This window comes from Phocaeicola coprocola DSM 17136, assembly GCF_000154845.1.
GTDB lineage: Bacteria > Bacteroidota > Bacteroidia > Bacteroidales > Bacteroidaceae > Phocaeicola > Phocaeicola coprocola.
Genome location: NZ_DS981499.1, coordinates 1 through 17,014, shown reverse-complemented (window position 1 = coordinate 17,014; position 17,014 = coordinate 1). Strand labels below are relative to the sequence as shown.

Below are 17,014 nucleotides of genomic sequence, written 5' to 3'. Positions count from 1 at the left end.
CGGTGGGTCACCCCGAAACCTTCGTGAGTATGGCAGATTCAAGGTTTCAATTTCATTGCCGTCCTCAGGATTCATGATCGTATAGGTATAAAATGTTTCTCTGCGGGGAATAGAAATTTGGAGTAGTCTCAGTCATGCAGATGACAATAGTAAAGCAGAGGGAACGAATCGTTCTCAAATCTCAGACTGTATTCTTCAGAAAATCATCCATGTGCATACTTCTGCCCAAACCCGCTCCCCCTGACAATCTTGTTAGCCGTAAAATACGTGATGTGGGCAGCGGTTCCTTAGCCATTGTAGGTCTTCATCGGTCATAAACGCGCTCAAATCTATAGTCCAGATCATCATTAATCTCTGGACAGGGACACTGTCTGATGGGGTATCATCGTATGTAATCGGATGGATTCCCATAGAATACCATATTAAGGATCCGCGTTAGGCAAGACGAAAACTCATCATGGAAATTCCTGACGACGGTACTCGATACATCTTCGGCACAAATAATCTTGACGCATCTGCAGAGTTTATATCATCGCTTCATAGAAACAGATGGAGTTCTGAACTGTTCTTCAAATGGATAAAACACCACCTCAGGACTAAGAAGTTTTGGGGAACATCGGAAAACGCTGTACGCATGCAAATCTATTGTGCGATAATCACTTACTGCTTAGTAGCAATAGTCCAACACGATATGAAATTAGAACGTAGCGTCTATGAAATTCTCCAAATACTCGGAATCTCTCTGACCGACAAAACACATCTCAGTGACTTGTTTGACAAATCGAATTTCAAAAATGTCAAAGACCGATATGATTCAAGTGAACCGAATTTATTTAATTTTTAACCTTGTCCATTTTTAGTGGACAGTAGTGATCCGAAAAATAGAAAAACAAATGGCAGGAATTTATCTTCATATCCCTTTTTGCAAACGTCGCTGTATATACTGTGACTTTTATTCTACTACCCAAAATGAAAAAAAATCCAGTTATATCAACGCTGACAGGAAGCAATTTTAAATAAAAACAAGAAAAATGGAAGTATATTACATTGAAGCCGGAATCTTTGAGGAGATGCTGGCTCGGACTGAGAGCCTGTCCGCACAGGCGGACCGCTTGTATGAAAAGAACAGGGAAAAGAAACCGGAAGAGTGAATGGACAACCAGGATGTCTGCCTGCGTCTTGACATCTCTCCACGTACCCTGCAGACTCTCCGGGATACCGGACGGCTGGCATTCACCCAAATCCAGCGGAAAATCTATTACAGGCCGGAGGACGTAGAAAAGCTGATGGCCTATGTCGCCATGAAACGCAAGGAAAAGGCGGTGAGAGAAAAAAGAAAGAATGAATAATTAATCGGAAGTAGCATGGAAGGGATTATTAGCAAAGAGACGGGCAGTGTCCGCCGGTTCTTTGGCCTGCTGGATAACATCCAGACGAAGCTGGAAAGGCTTGCGGAGGATAACCGCCCCCTGTTTAACGGCGAGCGTTTTCTCTCTGACAAGGAGTTGTCGGACCTGCTAAGAATCAGCCGCAGATGCCTGCAGGATTATAGGGACCAGGGGCGTATTTCTTATATCCGGCTGGGCGGAAAAATTTTGTATAAGGTATCCGACATTGAGAAACTCCTGGAGGATAATTATCATGAGGCCCTGATATAATCGGGGGCGTTCAATATTTAAGAATGCCGGCCGGAACCAATGTTTAATGGTTCCGGCCGGCATTTCATTATTCGGACATTTCCGTCAGAAGGACCGTATCCCCTTTCTGTCTTCTTTTCATCAGCTGGTCCATGTCACCGGATATCTTCCGGTCGGTAACCTGTGCATAGACCTGCGTACTGTTGATGTTCGTATGGCCCATCATCTTGGCGATGCTCTCTATCGGGATGCCGGAGGACAGCATCAGGGTTCCGAACGAATGGCGGGCCATGTGGTAGGACAGGTTCTCCTTCATGCCCAATGCCACGCCCATTCCATGTACCTCGTACCAGAGGACGTCGCGGACCGGCAGCGGGAATACCGGTCTGTCGTCATCCGTGGTGTTGTAAAGTTCCAGTATCTGTTCGGCTATGGGATGCAGCGGGATGAACGCCTCCACGTCCGTCTTGGCCCGGCAGACGCGGATATATTTTCTTCCTTCCGAGGTCTTTCCGATGTGCCGGGGATGGAGTGCTCTCGTGTCCGCATAGGCCAGACCGGTCAGCGAGGAGAAGATGAACGTCCTGCGTGCAAGCTCCATCATCGGGTCGGGCAGCGGGGTTTCCATCATCCGCTTCAACTCACCCCGGCTGATGTGCCTTAGCTTTAACGGTTCTTTCTTTTCATATGCCACATCCTCTATCGGGTTGGCTCTCAATATCTCCCGGTCCACGGCGATGTAGATGAGCCGGTTGAGCCAGCACAGACAGTGGCTCACGTGGCTGTTCCTGTAGCCCAGCTCCTTCTTAAGAAAGACCTTGAACGATTCGGCGAACTCCTCGGTGATGTCCGAAAAGGCGATGTCCTTCATTCCGCGGGATTCGATGAACTGTCTGAGATTGAGCTGCGTGGTCTTCGACTGGCGGTAGGTCGAGGTGGAGTTGATTTCTGCCGAGCGGATTCTCAAACGTTCGCGTTCCACCTCTCCGGCCTGCAGGAGGTATTCCGGCACGGAATTGGCACCTGACACGGTGGCCTTGAGCAGTTCGGCCGTGACCACTCCCTGATGCTTCAGCAGATTATCGTATGCCTTTTCCAGCTGGTCACGGAAACCGGCGAGGCGGTTGTTTTCCCTGACTGTTCTGATCTCACACTTCTTGCTGTCCCAGTCCTCCGGCCTGCAATAGATGCCGGTGGCAACGGCTGACTTCTTGCCGTCAATGCTGATCCGGCAGAGGACGGCGGTCGTGCCGTCCGATTTCACTTTGTTACGGTTGATGTAGAATAAGAGCTTGAATGTACTGCGCATGGTAATGATATTTTTTAGGGTTAAAGAATGAGTTTCAAATCACGGGTTGCCTCGATGAACCTGTCCATGTCCTCGAACAGCCGCTTCGGGCTGACACGTAGGCTCGGCAAACAACGCCTTTCCGCTTTACAGCGGTAGGTTTTCGTTTGCCTGCCCCCGAACCGTACTTACACGTCTCCATGTATACGGCTCTCCATCTGTAACATCATCTTACTTGACACATCTCTGGATTTTTGCATTGCACTCCGCACAAACGACCAAAGTCTTTCTGTGCATATAGAGCATTTTGCGTTCCCAGTCATTTTTACCTTTTAACTCTTTGAGTGTGCGGACATGGTGCATTACCACTTCTCCGTGCTTGCCACATAGTTCGCACGTTTTTGTTGTAAGCCTTTCTATCAGACTCAACGATGGCGTTTTGAACATGTACGGCAGATTGTCACTTGGGGCTGTTTCACAATCGGTTTTACGGGCATACCCCTCATTGTAGAATACCCTGTACTTGGTTTCTCCTCCCTTGTTTACAAAAGGCACGGCAAAGAGATTGTCCTTACGGTATGTTTCAATGACTTTTCTCACTGACATATTCAGCTTTTGAGCAAGAGTTTTGTACATGGAGAACTTCATAATGCAGCCGAAAGAGCGTCCCAAAGCCGATGCATTGTTTGCTATTGAGTAATAGTTGTAGAACCCTCGTATTTCGGTATTAAACTGAGCTACAATCTCGTGCGATTCATTGTCAATCATATAAGTCCGGCCTTTTGACACCCATGTTTCCTTGCCGTGTTTGGTGACAACTTTCATGGCTTCGAGGCTGAGCAGCTTGTTCTTTATTACTTCTCTTGAAACGTGTAGTATCACATTCCCGTTGAAGTATCTGCGCACTGTTCCGTTACTGTTTCTCTTTGTGGCATAGTCTTTACGGACATATATTTCGTAACCCAAAAATTTTGCGCTGTCTTGTGCATTTGTAATCAAAGTCTTTTCCTGTGACATCTCCAGTCTTAACTTTTCCTGCATAAACTTAGTGATGTCAGCTTTGATTCTCTCACATTCGTTTTTCGTTCCGATAACTCCGATAAGGAAATCATCGGCATAGCGCACGTATTTCAACCTGCGAAAGTTTACATCCATATCATTGCCACTCGGCATTGTAAGTATCAGCTTCTGCTTTTCGTGCAGTTCTTCTACCATCCTTGTTCTTACGTTTACATCCTCTACTTCATTTATCCTACGTTTTAGGTAGTGTACTCTGCTGTTGAGTTTGCAAATATCCTTGTTGCGGCTTCTTGCTGTCCCTTTATTGAATTTGTTGGCATATTCATCCATGTACTTATCGAACTTGTCTAGGTATATGTTTGCCAAAATAGGGCTTATGATACCACCTTGCGGTGTCCCTGAATAAGTCTTGTTGAATTGCCACTCTTCCATGTACCCTGCATTGAGGAATTTCCGTATCAGACGAAGAAATCTGTCGTCTGCTATTCTGCCTTTCATTATTTCTATCAGCACATTATGGTCTATGTTGTCAAAGAAGCCTTTTATATCTCCCTCAATGAACCATTTTGCACCGTTGAAATTGTTTTGTAGACTTTTCAGTGCTGTGTGGCAGCTTCGGTTTGGTCTGAAACCGTGCGATGTCCACTCAAAGTGTCCCTCATATATGGCTTCAAGCACCATTCTTACTACCTCTTGAACCAATTTGTCTTCAAAAGACGGTATTCCTAGCGGACGCATCTTCCCATTCTTTTTCGGAATGTAAGTTCTCTTTGCAGGATTGGGACTATAAGTCTCATCCTTTATACTCTCTATGAGTTTGTTTATCCTATCAATGCTCATCTCATCCTCAGTTTTGCCATCTGTGCCGGGTGTCATGTTGCCCGGCTTTGCATACATACGTTGGTAGGCGACAAAGAACATCTGTTCATTGAATAGAATACGGTAAAGCCTTTCGTATTTATACTCGGGCTCATTGCTGTGTCCAGCTAAAATGTTTAATACTTGCTCTGGATTTCTCATACGTCTCTCACGTTTTCCGTTGTTTGTATTAAAGTTACAGACTACTTCCCTTCGCCATGTACAAGGCTTTCCCCTGCTCGGACTACTACGGAAGTTCCGTTACCATATCGGATATTCAAAAGCTTTCTTTATAGCTGTTTGTTCCAGCGTTCCGACTTAGGTAATCCCCAGTTAGTTCTCTTAATAACTATTAGCACGACATACTGTCGGATGCGACTTTCGTTCTTGTCCGCTTATTGCGGCTGTGTCATAGTCGGTTCTTTATGCTCTGCACTAACGCACAAAATAGGCAGAGTACTATGAAACAACGTATGTATAATAGTCTTCCGTTGTTACAAGATTTGGTACCACTGAACTATCATTCAACCAATCAAGGCTTCATCCTTATGTATGTCTTTTCGTCTTGCCCCTCAGTCGCCACCTGACTATTAGTGGACTTGGAGCTTTAATCAGTATGCTACACTCCCCATCGGGTTTCCCCTTTGGATAAACTGATTGACGATAGGATTATATCGAACCCAATCCTAACTTCTTGCTAAAGAAGTATTTATTAAGCGACCATTCTGGGCGCACGGGCGTAAATTTGTGTGGTCCGGACATTGCTATGTCCCAGCATTTTGCTGATGGTCTCGATCGGTACTCCCTCCTCGAACGTGACCAGCGAGGCGAAAGAGTGCCTCCCCATGTGGTAGACAAGGTCCTGGCTGAGTCCCGCCATCAGACGCAGGGCTTTCATATTTCCTCTGAGGGTATGGTAGTCCTGTGGTGGGAAAAGAGTCTCGCGGGTATCGTCCCGGTATTTCTCAATCAGCGCGACGGCTTCCGGAAGCAGCTTGACACGTCCGAGGTAGTCGGTTTTCTTTCTACGGTACTTCAGCCAGAGGCTGCCCCCGTCGTCAGTGAAAAGGTTCTCCCGGGTGATGCTTACCGCATCCGCGTAGGCGGTGCCGGTGTAACAGGCGAAGAGGAAGAGGTCTTTGGTGATAATATGTGACCTGCGTTTTTCCGGTATCTCCAGATCACGCAGTTTCTCGAAATTCTCACGGTTCAATGCCCTCGGCGTACTTTCCTTCTGCTTGGGCAGCTTGAAGTGGCAGAAATGGTATTTCTCCGAGTGGCCCTCCTTGTAGGCGATGCGGCAGATCTTTTTCAGGATGGCCAGGTAGCCGCGAAGCGTGTCCACGGCATATCCCTTTTCCAGAAGGATGAAATCCTGGTAGTCGCGGATGAACTGCTCGTTGAGCTGCCCGAAGGCAAGGTCCGGAACCTTGAATTTCGCCTTGATGAATTCGGAAAGCGTGCGGTAGGTGAAGAGGTAGGTCGAGAGTGTGGTGGGCGCACGGTCCACACCAACACGGGCCTTCATTTCCCCGTTATGCCGGTCGAGAAGTTTGAGCAGGGTCATCTGCATGCCCGCATTGCCCTGGAACATGTCCCTGACCGCAGCGGCATCGAAATCCCTTTTTCTTTCCATGAGGGAATTGAAGGCCGAGTGTATGGCAAGCAGCAGTCTTTCTATTTTTTCATTGGTCTCCACCGCTTCCCGGCTCTTGCCGTTCAGCCGGCTCTCACGCGCGTTCCACAGCCCGGGGGTGCAGGAGAGCTTGCAGCTGAACTGCGCCATCGTGCGGTTGAGGGTGATCCGTCCCATGATCGGGACCTTGCCGGTCTTGCCCGGCTCGCTCTTTTTCAGGTAGAGCAATACCTTGAATTTTTCCACTTTCATACGCTCTTTTTTAGGTTGTAAAAATACTCCTTTCAAAAGCGTTCTTTGGTATGCAAAACATTGATAAACAGTGAATAAAAATCCGTTCTGCCTCTACCGGTAAAAATCCGGTTACCTGCCGTTGTTTCCGAAACAGGCGGCTAACAGTCTGGTAACTGAAACGCTGCAATATTTTGTTTTATTTTGCAGGTCTGACTATCATGCAATTCTTGTAAAATGCTTAATTATAAACGATTTACGTTAAATTCGCACCATTCTGTTTTTTATTGCATTTCTAAATATTACTTATAAAGGCAAGGCATACAATACTTACAGTCATTACACGGAACGGTCGGATAACGTAGCATCAGCTGTGCTGTTTCTTCAAGGAAGTCTTTTTCTTCCTGAGTCAGTGGTACAAGTGGAGAATAAGTACGTATGTTATCTTGCAAGTGCTCCATGTAAGTCATTCCGCTCAATACCGTCAGAACCTTTTCGGGTGAACCGGCGAACCGGAAAGCCCACGAAGCTACACTCCCTTCCGGATTCCGTTCTTTCAGGCGTGTGAAAATATGTTCCGGTATATTCGAAAGTCTTCCTCCCAGCAAAGGTTCCATTACTACTACCGGAATATCTTTTTTAGCTATCTCACTATACAGATAATCAGCATTTATGTTATTTCCAGAAGCATGCTTCCAGTCCGAATAGTTCAACTGTATTTGGATAAAATCCCAATGATACTTGTCGTGCAGGGCAAGTGCCTTGTCGAATTCTTCCTTAATGCCGTGGAACGACCATCCTAAATGACGGATTCTTCCGGCTTCTCGCTCTTTTAACAAGAAATCAAGCAAACCATTGTCGAGAAAACGTCCTTCCAGTCCTTTCTTTCCCGGAGCGCCTAACATGTGAAGCAAATAGTAATCGATGTAATCTACTTGTAGTTTCTTCAGTGAGTTATGGTACATCTTTACTCCGAAATCATAATCGGAGTTTGAAAAGTTTGACATCTTGGTGGCTACAAAAAACTTTTCCCGTGGATGGCGTTTCAGGGCAATACCTGTCGATGTTTCCGACCATCCTTGTACATAAACCGGAGCAGTGTCGAAATAGTTTACGCCATGTTCGATAGCGTAATCTACCAGTCGGTTCACCTCTTCCTGGTCGATGACATTTCCTGTTCCGTCAGGAGCAGGAAGGGTTGGCCAGCGCATACATCCGTATCCCAGCAATGATACCTTGTCTTCGTATGGAGGAAAATTACGGTAAGTCATTTTACCTACAGGTACAGTGGTATTTCCTTCTTTTTCCGAATCTTTTTTTTGGGGAACATCCGTAGAGAGAGGCGGTTGCTCCTAACGTGCTGATACCTACTATCTTTAGGAAATCTCTACGGTTTATATTATGTTGCTTGTCCATTTTCTGTAATTTTTGAAAAGAGTTGTTTGAAGAAAGATTAAATCATACGATGATGTTCGTGCCCTTCTACATAAATGGCACTGAACGGACGTGCCGGACAGAGATTTTCACATGCTCCACATCCGATACATTTCTCTGTATTGATAGCAGGAATCTTGAGTGATTCAGGATTTCCGGCTTCAGAGGGTATCATGGATATGGCTTCTGCCGGACAGTGACGGGCGCAGTTGCCGCATTCTTGTTTGTCTGTAAGTGGAATACAGTTTTCCTTAACCCATACAGCATGACCGATTTGTATGGATGATTTTTCTGCTTTGTCTATCTTCAGGATTGCACCGGCAGGACAAACTTCCGAGCATTTTGTACATTCCGGACGGCAGTAACCACGTTCGTATGATAGCGTAGGCTGCATGAATGTGTCAAGTGACTGAGAAGGACGTAAAACGTCATTCGGACATGCAGAAACACATAGCTGGCAAGCTGTACAGTGTTGCTGCATATTGCGTGCGCTCTGTGATCCCGGAGGAGTTATCGGTGTTTGGCGTTTAGGAGCTTTTTTTTCGATGATATCTGCCAAACCTCCATCCATCTTGATTTTTTCCGCCTTTTCTATTACTTGTGCCTGAAGGGAGGAGGTTACCAGAAGCAGAGAACTAGCGAGAAACTCTCTTCTGTTTTCGCCCTTCGGCTGGCTGACTGGTTGTTTTTTGTCTTGTTTGGCATAGGCAAACCGATAATGAATAGCGTTCTTCTTGCATTTCTCGATGCAATTCATGCAGACAACACAGCGGCTGCTGTCTACCTGATAGTTTGCGGTATCAATACATGAAGCCTTACAGTTGCGTGCACAGAGTGTACACTGGTTACATTTTTCTTTGTCAATGCAGATACGGAACAGTGAGTAACGTGATAAGAAGCCCAATATCGTACCTACAGGACATATTGTATTACAGTAAGTTCTGCCGTTTCTCCACGATAATACGACGACCAATACAGCCATTGCTATTGCAACTATAAAGGTTGGCAGGCTTTTGAGCCATACTTCAGTCTGGTAGAATGCATAACTGTCTGCCCGTTCTGCAATACTAGCCAGCAGATTATTCCCCCACATCCATACGGGTTGGAATAGATTGTTTGCCATGCGTCCATAGATTCCATAAGGGTCGAGCAGTGCTACAAATGCATGTATGCCGGCGACGAAAGCTACGACGAGCAAAATCAGCATGGTATACCGTAACCAGCTTTTAGGTTTGGAATAGGAGTAAGGCATTTTTTTTCTTTCTTCTGCCTATTCGTGCCACGATGTCCTGAAATATACCTAAAGGGCATATGACCGAGCAATAGATACGGCCGCTTACAAGAGTAAGCACAACTAAAAATAAGATAACTCCGGCGTTAAGTGCCAGCACTGCGGGAAGAAACTGTATTTTGGCGAGCCAGCCCAGCCAGGTGTGCAACATTCCCGTGAAATCGACGAACAGTAGTGTAATAAGCAGGATACATATCGTTGCCAGTATCGTTCTGATTTTCCGTAGCATGATTTTGAATTTTTAAGTTTACTTGTCAAAACTGTTTGAAAGCAAAAATACGAAAAAACTTGTATTGTTGAATATCATTCCCAGGGAAAAGTGAAGGATTATTACTGCTTGAAGCAGAATCGATAACTTTTGAAAAGCATTCGTATTATTTGATGAGTGTGCAGACGAAAAGTTATGAGCTCTTTTCATATCTCATATTTGGGCATTTATATGGCCATGAAAAACTCTTTTTTATCTTTTATTTAAAAACAATCTAAATAACTTGCACAACATGATTCAATGATTTATCTTTGCCGCAAAATAAAAACAAACATGAGATTATCGGAACTACAAACAGGAGAGAAGGGTGTGATAATAAAGGTAATGGGTCATGGAGGATTTCGCCGGCGCATTATTGAAATGGGCTTTATAAAGGGTAAGACAGTTGAGGTCCTTTTAAACGCTCCATTGAAAGACCCTATCAAATACAAAATTATGGGATATGAAATATCACTTCGCCGGCAGGAGGCTGCCATGATAGAAGTGATGAGTGAAGAAGAAGCACGTGAATCCATGCAGGAAACCCACTTCCATGATCCGATAGCGGAAGATATTCCTGTGTCTGAAGCAAAACTGAAGGAAATTGCCAGCGGGAAACGGCGTACTATCAATGTGGCCTTGGTGGGAAATCCGAACTGTGGAAAGACATCACTTTTTAATGTCGCTTCCGGTTCGCATGAACATGTAGGTAATTACAGTGGAGTGACAGTTGATGCCAAGGAAGGACACTTCGATTTTCAAGGTTATCATTTCCGTCTGGTTGATTTACCGGGTACCTACTCACTTTCGGCTTACAGCCCTGAAGAACTCTATGTGCGCAAGCATATCATTGACGAAACTCCTGATGTGATAATCAATGTGGTGGACGCAGGAAACCTGGAACGTAATTTATACTTGACTGCTCAGCTTATTGATATGAACGTCCGTATGGTTGTGGCGCTGAATATGTATGATGCGCTTCTTCATAGCGGAAATACGCTTGACCATAAAAAACTGGGACAGTTGTTTGGAGTGCCTATTGTTCCAACAGTAAGCCGTACAGGAAAGGGTATTGATAACTTGTTTCATGTAATTATCGGTCTTTATGAAGGCGCTGATTTTATTGGTCAGAAGGAAGAAATACAAGATGAGGCTATGCGCGAGTATCGTGAATGGCATGATAAGTATGTTCCCGATCATAAATATGGCAGTCATGATGAGGAAACTCATGATTTTGATGGAAAGAGTTATATTCGTCATATTCACATTAATCACGGGCCTGAACTGGAGCGGAGTATCGATGCGGTAAAGGAGGTGATATGTAAGAACGAAAATATCCGTTACAAGTACTCTACACGTTTTCTAGCCATTAAGTTGTTGGAAAATGATAAAGATATTGAGCAGCGTGTCATTTCTACTTTGCCCAATGGTGAGGAGGTGATAAGAGTTCGCGATAAGGAAGCTGAGAGAATACGTTTATCGATGAACGAAGACAGCGAACAGGCTATTACTGATGCTAAATATGGATTTATAACCGGGGCTTTAAAGGAAACATATACAGAGAAGAATCAGAATACGGAAATGTTTACGCGTATCGTAGACAGTATTGTGACACATAAAATATGGGGATTCCCTATTTTCTTTGTCTTTCTTTATCTGATGTTTGAATGTACTTTTGTATTTGGAGAATATCCGAAAGGATGGATAGAGTGGCTGGTTGAGCAGATAGCATCGTTGGCTGAAACATTTATGCCGGCAGGTCCGCTGAAAGATCTGATTGTAGATGGTATAATAGGAGGAGTAGGAGGGGTTATCGTGTTCTTGCCTAATATTTTGTTTCTCTATATTTTTATTTCGTTCATGGAAGACTCCGGATACATGGCGCGTGCAGCTTTTATCATGGATAAGATTATGCACAAAATGGGGCTGCATGGAAAATCGTTCATTCCGCTGATTATGGGTTTTGGATGTAATGTTCCTGCTATTATGGCTTCGCGTATTATCGAAAGTCGTAAATCTCGTCTGGTTACAATTCTGATAAATCCGCTTATTTCGTGTAGCGCACGTCTGCCTATTTATCTGGTGATGATCGGAGCATTCTTCCCTTCAAAGGCTAGTCTGGTACTTTTGTCGATTTATGTAACAGGTATTTTGCTGGCGGTGTTGATGGCACGTATCTTCAGCCGCTTTATTGTGAGGGGAGATGATGCTCCTTTTGTTATGGAACTTCCTCCTTATCGCATGCCGACTGCTAAATCTGTACTTCGACATACATGGGAAAAAGGAGCACAATATTTGAAGAAAATGGGAGGTATTATTATGATTGCTTCTGTCATTATCTGGTTCCTGGGGTATTATCCTAATCATGATGCTTATTCTACGACGGCAGAACAGCAGGAAAATTCGTATATCGGACAAATAGGAAAAGCTATTGAACCTGTAATAGAGCCATTGGGATTCGACTGGAAGATGGGTGTTGGTATTCTGTCGGGAATAGGTGCGAAAGAGCTTGTTGTAAGTACTTTGGGAGTGCTTTATACGAATGATGATGGTATCGAATCGGTCGACCTTGCTGATCGTATTCCGATTACTCCGCTGGTTGCCTATGGTTATATGCTGTTTGTTTTGATTTATTTCCCATGTATCGCAACAGTGGCAGCAATTAAAAATGAATCAGGCAGCTGGAAATGGGCTGCATTTACAATCTGTTATACTACTTTGCTGGCATGGATTGTTGCTTTCCTGGTTCATCAGGTAGGAGGTATATTTTTATAAAATAAGAAATATGAGTGTACAGGATATTATAGTTTATATCATAGTGCTTCTCTGTGTGATGTACACAGGGAAACACTTCTTTAAATTTTTCAGAAAAAGAAGAACTGGGGTAAGTGGCTGCGGTTGTGGCTGTTCGGGCTGTGCTATGTCGAATAAGCAAAGTTGTAAAGACATGGGAAAAGCAAAAAAATAGCCCTTAAGTATTGCAGATTCGAAAATTAGTTATACCTTTGCAGTGCAATCGGGAAAAAACGGTTACTTTTAGGAAATGGTTCCTTGGATGAGTGGCTTAGTCAGCGGTCTGCAAAACCGTGTACGGCGGTTCGAATCCGCCAGGAACCTCATAGGGAAGGTCGACTGATATATTCAGCCGACCTTTTTTCGTAATGGGAAAACTATTATTCATATAAAATCAATAAAACATGAAAACATTATTTTTTTCTGTATGCTTGTTTCTGGCATCAGTTTCTGCAACAGCACAGCAACGTTATTCGCAGGAAATGGCACAATCACAAGGTAAACAATGGACTCATGGAAAGTCATGGGATTATGTAAACGGTCTTGTAGCTAAATCTCTTCTTAATTTATGTGAGCAGTATCAATATGCTGACTGGACTGGTAACTATTATCAGTGGGCAAAAGAATATGCGGATAATGCCATTAATCCGGATGGTACGTTTAAGAATTTTAAAAAAGGAAATATAGACAATATAAATTCAGGAAAAGTTCTTTTTGCTTTGTATAAGCGGGAAAAAGAACTTGACAAGCAAAATGGAACGGATAATGCAAGCCGTTATAAGAAAGCTGCTGATTTCTTGCATGATTACTTGGTGAATGATTATTCTCGTATTCAGTCGGGCGATGCAAAAGGATGTTTTTTCCATAAAGATATTTATCCCGATCAGATGTGGCTGGATGGACTTTACATGGGGGCTGCTTTTTATGCTGAATGGCAAGCTAATTTTGAACCGGATAATGAGCAGGCTTGGACAGATATCGCTCACCAGTTTAAAACAATTGCTCGCCATACATATGATAAGGACAAACAGCTTTATTATCATGCCTGGTCAGCAAATCCGGAAGATAGCAATTCTTTCTGGGCGAATAAGACTGAACCATACAAAGGTTGCTCAAAAGAATTTTGGGGACGTGGTATGGGATGGGACTTTGCTGCTTTAGTAGATGTATTGGAAGTGATGCCGAAAACTCATGCTGACTACAAGGAATTAGTAACTATTACAAATACTGTAGCAAAAGGTTTAAAGCGCTGGCAGGATAAAACTAGCGGAGTTTGGTACCAACTTCTTCAATATGATAATTCGTATGTTGGAGAATGTGGTATTGCAAACTATCTGGAATCTTCTGCTTCTAGTATGTTCACTTATGCATATCTGAAGGGAGTTCGTCTGGGTATTCTTCCAAAATCATATGAAAAGGTTGCGGAAAAAGCATATCAGGGACTTCTGAAAACATTTGTTACATCAAATAATGACGGGACTATTAATTTAAATCAGAGTTGCCGTTCTGCTGGTTTAGGTCCGGCAAAAGATCCTTCTCGTGATGGTTCAGCTAGTTATTATTTGTGTGGTAAGGATGTAACAATTGTAAGTAATGAAGGTAAGGCGATAGGACCATTCATTATGGCAAGTTTGGAATATGAATTAAAAAAATGATATTTATCATATATCTGTAAGAATTGAACATGCTTCTTTTCTATTTATCGGCAGGTAAAATCTATATTATAGATGTAAGTTTTTTAAAACTCTTCTGATATCTGCTGGTAAGTGAAAAAGGAGCATGTATTTTGTTGATTCTTAATACTAAAGTCTGTAATGTTTAGATTCCAAAAATCTCTTTTTTATTTAAGATAATCCTTGTCTACTAAAAAAATAATATATTTCTTTTTAATATTTTTCAGTTAAAGTATTGTTTATTCCAAAAAATAGTTGTACCTTTGCATCGCAATTGAAAATAACGGTTGCTGAAAATAATGGTTCCTTGGATGAGTGGCTTAGTCAGCGGTCTGCAAAACCGTGTACGGCGGTTCGAATCCGCCAGGAACCTCTAAAATAAATGATGCACTCTTAGCTCAGTTGGTAGAGCAACTGACTCTTAATCAGTGGGTCCAGGGTTCGAATCCCTGAGGGTGTACTTCAGAAAACTAGCTTATTAGAATGTAATAAGCTAGTTTTTTATTTTTACTCAAATTCTTTCAAACCTCGAGTTCACGGGACAACGTAAAAGCTGAGGGTACGGCGAATAAATGGGGTCAGTAGAAATTTAGTGGGGATACGCATATAGCTTCGCAATGCGGAATAAAAAGAACTTCTTATCAGCTACTCCTCTTAGATTTGCTCTGAACAGTTTAATTTTTGCATTGAACGATTCTGCCATCGCATTTGAAGAACGATGGTTGTAGAAATTCAGTATTTCATCATAGTGCTCATAGAAAGTAGCAGCAATGACATTAAAAGAATGCATCCCTGCTTCTTCTACTTTATTATACCATCGTGCCATAGCCAGACGTGCAGCGTCCTTTATGGTATTCTTAGAGAAAATCATCCGCAGGGAATGGCACAAACCGTATGCCTTTTTGATGTCAGGGTATTCCTCAAATAGGATTGCTGCCCTTTGCTTCTGTTTTTCTGTCCATTTATCAGCTGACTTGAAAAGCAGATACCGGGAGCGTATAAGTAATTCCCTACGGGTATCGCCATTGGAATATCGGTATGGGACATAATCTTCGTTCTTCCGCTTAGCTTCTTCCATTTCCTCATTGGCCTGCTGTATGGCATCCCAACGGTGTTTGATGCGTAATTCCTGCACAGCATCACAAGCTAATCTCTGAATGTGAAAACGGTCTATCACACGGCTGGCTTCAGGAAATGCAGTCCGTACAATCTTGCGCATGGAGTCTGAAAGGTCAAGTATCACTTCTTTAACGGCATAACGGCTTTCCTCGTCAATTCGTTGCAGCACAGCTATTACATCCTCTGATTTAGTTCCTGCCACGACAGCTACCAGGGAGCACTCTCTCGTACAGGCATCACGGTTGGTTACAAAGGTGTAAAGTTCACCGTTGGAGAGTGAGGTCTCGTCAATCGCCAGATACGGTCCCATATTTTCCGGAAACAGCATCCATTCACCGGCATGGGATAACTGTTCCCAATTACGATATCCGCTGAGAACCTCCTTGTACTGTTTTTCAAATGTATGACCATCTATATGATAGAATTCCTCAAGCGTACGGCAGGTCACTGGGGATGTCTCCATACGTTTCTTTTAAAAAAGCCCCAAATTCTTTGGAGTATCTGGTTCCCTTGGCTACAACATCGAGGTCGATGGGAATACTGAAACTTTTACCTGTGCGCAAGTCCGTCCAACGACGACGTCTGATCTTGAGGATTACCTTATGGTCCCGTATGGGAAAGTCTGTCACATTAACAGCTTCCATAAAACCTTTGGATTCAAAATGTTCGTCATTGCTTAACTTGGAATTCATCTTTTCATCCAGACTAATATGAATCTCTTGAGAGGTTTGTTCAACTCCAGAGATAAGAAAGTAATCTAATATCTGAGCCGGCAACACGAGGCTGGCTAGCATATTCAAATAATCGTTTTTCATAATGCGAAGTAAGCAATACTTTACGAGTATAAAAAACAATACTTCGGTAAATTTTTACCGAAAAATTAAAAGTTAAACAATAGAACCGGCAAAAGCTGGTTCGGAAACACTAAAGAGGTCATTGAAATGTTGTCAAAAACGAATGGTTAAGCATGAAGAAATGTGCTGAAAAAGGAGAGCTAACATGCTGATAATAAAGGATGAAAGTATTGCATGATTCGTTATTTCTTAGTAAATTAGAAGTCTCTGAACTCTTCTGATTATGACTAAAGAAACACTCCTTATGCAATACCAATCCGAGTGCCTGTCGGCTCTCAAATCAGTAGCGAATATACACAAACCTTTTGAAAAAACGTTCATGGACACCATGAAATTATTCATGGCCATCCCGGATCGTATAAACTTCCTCCAATTGGGCAGATATGGCTGTTTCTCAGAACAGACTTATCGTAACCTTTTTGAGCATGAAACTTTCGACTGGTTTGCGTTCAACGGCTCTATCATCAGCAAGCATCTCACAGGCAAAAGAAAAGCCATCGCCATCGATCCTTCCTATATTCCCAAATCAGGCAAGAAGACACCTTGGATAGGTTACTTCTGGTCCGGTTGTGCAGGAGAATACAAGCGTGGACTGGAAATCATGGGCATCGGTGTCATTGACATCGACAATCATGAATGCATGACTTTAGGTTCCATTCAGACGCCGGATTGTAAGACCTTGGATAATATGGACAAGAGCCTCGTTGACTGGTACAGCAGCTATCTTATCAGTAGAAAAGACAAGCTACAGAGCCTGTCCAGAACGGTGGTTGCAGACGCATTCTTTTCCAAGGAAACATTCATAACACCTATGTGTGAGAACGATTTCCATGTCATCAGCCGCTTTCGGAATGACGTAATCCTGTACTATCCGACATTGGAGCAGAAAACAGGAAAACGTGGTCATCCCAAGTGGTTTGACGGCAGGATTGA

At 43.4% G+C, this 17,014-nt stretch carries 10 protein-coding genes, 3 tRNA genes and 6 pseudogenes; 11 read left to right on the top strand and 8 right to left on the bottom strand.

The genetic code is table 11. The features are described 5' to 3' along the window. Nucleotides 1-484 precede the first annotated feature (484 nt). The 3 genes and pseudogenes from BACCOP_RS15030 to BACCOP_RS15020 all read left to right on the top strand — a co-directional run. Nucleotides 485-844: pseudogene (locus tag BACCOP_RS15030) on the top strand (transposase); the annotation flags it as partial. A 307-nt stretch (nt 845-1,151) separates the two neighbouring features. Next, nucleotides 1,152-1,349: a helix-turn-helix domain-containing protein gene (locus BACCOP_RS15025; RefSeq protein ID WP_007570618.1), complete on the top strand. Its 198-nt coding sequence runs from the start codon at nt 1,152-1,154 to the stop codon at nt 1,347-1,349. A gap of 15 nt (nt 1,350-1,364) precedes the next feature. Continuing rightward, entirely contained in the window at nt 1,365-1,658 is a 294-nt protein-coding gene (locus BACCOP_RS15020) for a helix-turn-helix domain-containing protein (protein WP_007570616.1), read from the top strand. A gap of 67 nt (nt 1,659-1,725) precedes the next feature. On the opposite strand, the gene BACCOP_RS15015 is transcribed toward BACCOP_RS15020, so the two are convergent. The 4 genes and pseudogenes from BACCOP_RS15015 to BACCOP_RS15005 all read right to left on the bottom strand — a co-directional run. Next, nucleotides 1,726-2,946, bottom strand: a complete 1,221-nt coding sequence (locus tag BACCOP_RS15015; protein WP_007570615.1) for a site-specific integrase — start codon at nt 2,944-2,946, stop codon at nt 1,726-1,728. Between the two features lie 20 nt (nt 2,947-2,966). Beyond that, nucleotides 2,967-3,044, bottom strand: a pseudogene (locus BACCOP_RS21570) (integrase); the annotation flags it as partial. 112 nt (nt 3,045-3,156) lie between these two features. Next, a complete protein-coding gene (gene ltrA, locus BACCOP_RS15010; protein WP_007570613.1) occupies nt 3,157-4,965 on the bottom strand; it encodes a group II intron reverse transcriptase/maturase in 1,809 nt (602 codons plus the stop codon). A 571-nt stretch (nt 4,966-5,536) separates the two neighbouring features. Next, nucleotides 5,537-6,691 (bottom strand): annotated as a pseudogene (locus tag BACCOP_RS15005) (tyrosine-type recombinase/integrase); the annotation flags it as partial. Nucleotides 6,692-6,806: 115 nt separating this feature from the next. On the opposite strand from BACCOP_RS15005, the pseudogene BACCOP_RS21565 reads away from it, so the two are divergent. Beyond that, nucleotides 6,807-6,932: pseudogene (locus BACCOP_RS21565) on the top strand (tyrosine-type recombinase/integrase); the annotation flags it as partial. 46 nt (nt 6,933-6,978) lie between these two features. On the opposite strand, the pseudogene BACCOP_RS15000 reads toward BACCOP_RS21565, so the two are convergent. Both BACCOP_RS15000 and BACCOP_RS14995 read right to left on the bottom strand, forming a co-directional pair. Then, nucleotides 6,979-8,086: pseudogene (locus BACCOP_RS15000) on the bottom strand (aldo/keto reductase); the annotation flags it as partial. A 37-nt stretch (nt 8,087-8,123) separates the two neighbouring features. Continuing rightward, a pseudogene (locus BACCOP_RS14995) lies at nt 8,124-9,624 on the bottom strand (4Fe-4S binding protein). Between the two features lie 312 nt (nt 9,625-9,936). Between BACCOP_RS14995 and feoB the strand changes: the two are divergent. From feoB to BACCOP_RS14965, 6 genes are all read left to right on the top strand, one after another. Then, nucleotides 9,937-12,417 (top strand): ferrous iron transport protein B, encoded by a 2,481-nt coding sequence (gene feoB / locus BACCOP_RS14985; protein ID WP_040312147.1) that lies wholly within the window; start codon nt 9,937-9,939, stop codon nt 12,415-12,417. 10 nt (nt 12,418-12,427) lie between these two features. After that, nucleotides 12,428-12,610: a FeoB-associated Cys-rich membrane protein gene (locus tag BACCOP_RS20045; protein ID WP_083779588.1), complete on the top strand. Its 183-nt coding sequence runs from the start codon at nt 12,428-12,430 to the stop codon at nt 12,608-12,610. Between the two features lie 77 nt (nt 12,611-12,687). Continuing rightward, nucleotides 12,688-12,759: transfer RNA gene (locus tag BACCOP_RS14980), tRNA-Cys, on the top strand. 80 nt (nt 12,760-12,839) lie between these two features. Next, nucleotides 12,840-14,090 (top strand): glycoside hydrolase family 88/105 protein, encoded by a 1,251-nt coding sequence (locus BACCOP_RS14975; protein WP_007570600.1) that lies wholly within the window; start codon nt 12,840-12,842, stop codon nt 14,088-14,090. A gap of 319 nt (nt 14,091-14,409) precedes the next feature. Continuing rightward, a tRNA-Cys gene (locus BACCOP_RS14970) sits at nt 14,410-14,481 on the top strand. 14 nt (nt 14,482-14,495) lie between these two features. Continuing rightward, nucleotides 14,496-14,568 (top strand) — tRNA-Lys (locus BACCOP_RS14965). 129 nt (nt 14,569-14,697) lie between these two features. Here the strand turns inward: BACCOP_RS14965 and BACCOP_RS14960 are convergent. Beyond that, nucleotides 14,698-15,690, bottom strand: a complete 993-nt coding sequence (locus BACCOP_RS14960) for an ISAon1 family transposase (protein WP_185150242.1) — start codon at nt 15,688-15,690, stop codon at nt 14,698-14,700. Beyond that, nucleotides 15,656-16,042 carry an ISAon1 family transposase N-terminal region protein gene (locus tag BACCOP_RS14955; RefSeq protein WP_007565224.1) on the bottom strand — a complete coding sequence of 129 codons (387 nt, stop codon included), beginning with the start codon at nt 16,040-16,042 and terminating at the stop codon, nt 15,656-15,658. The genes BACCOP_RS14960 and BACCOP_RS14955 overlap by 35 nt, the downstream gene beginning before the upstream one ends. A gap of 262 nt (nt 16,043-16,304) precedes the next feature. Here BACCOP_RS14955 and BACCOP_RS14950 point away from each other — a divergent pair. Beyond that, a partial coding sequence (locus BACCOP_RS14950) for a hypothetical protein (protein WP_007570596.1) occupies nt 16,305-17,014 on the top strand: 710 nt, incomplete at its 3' end.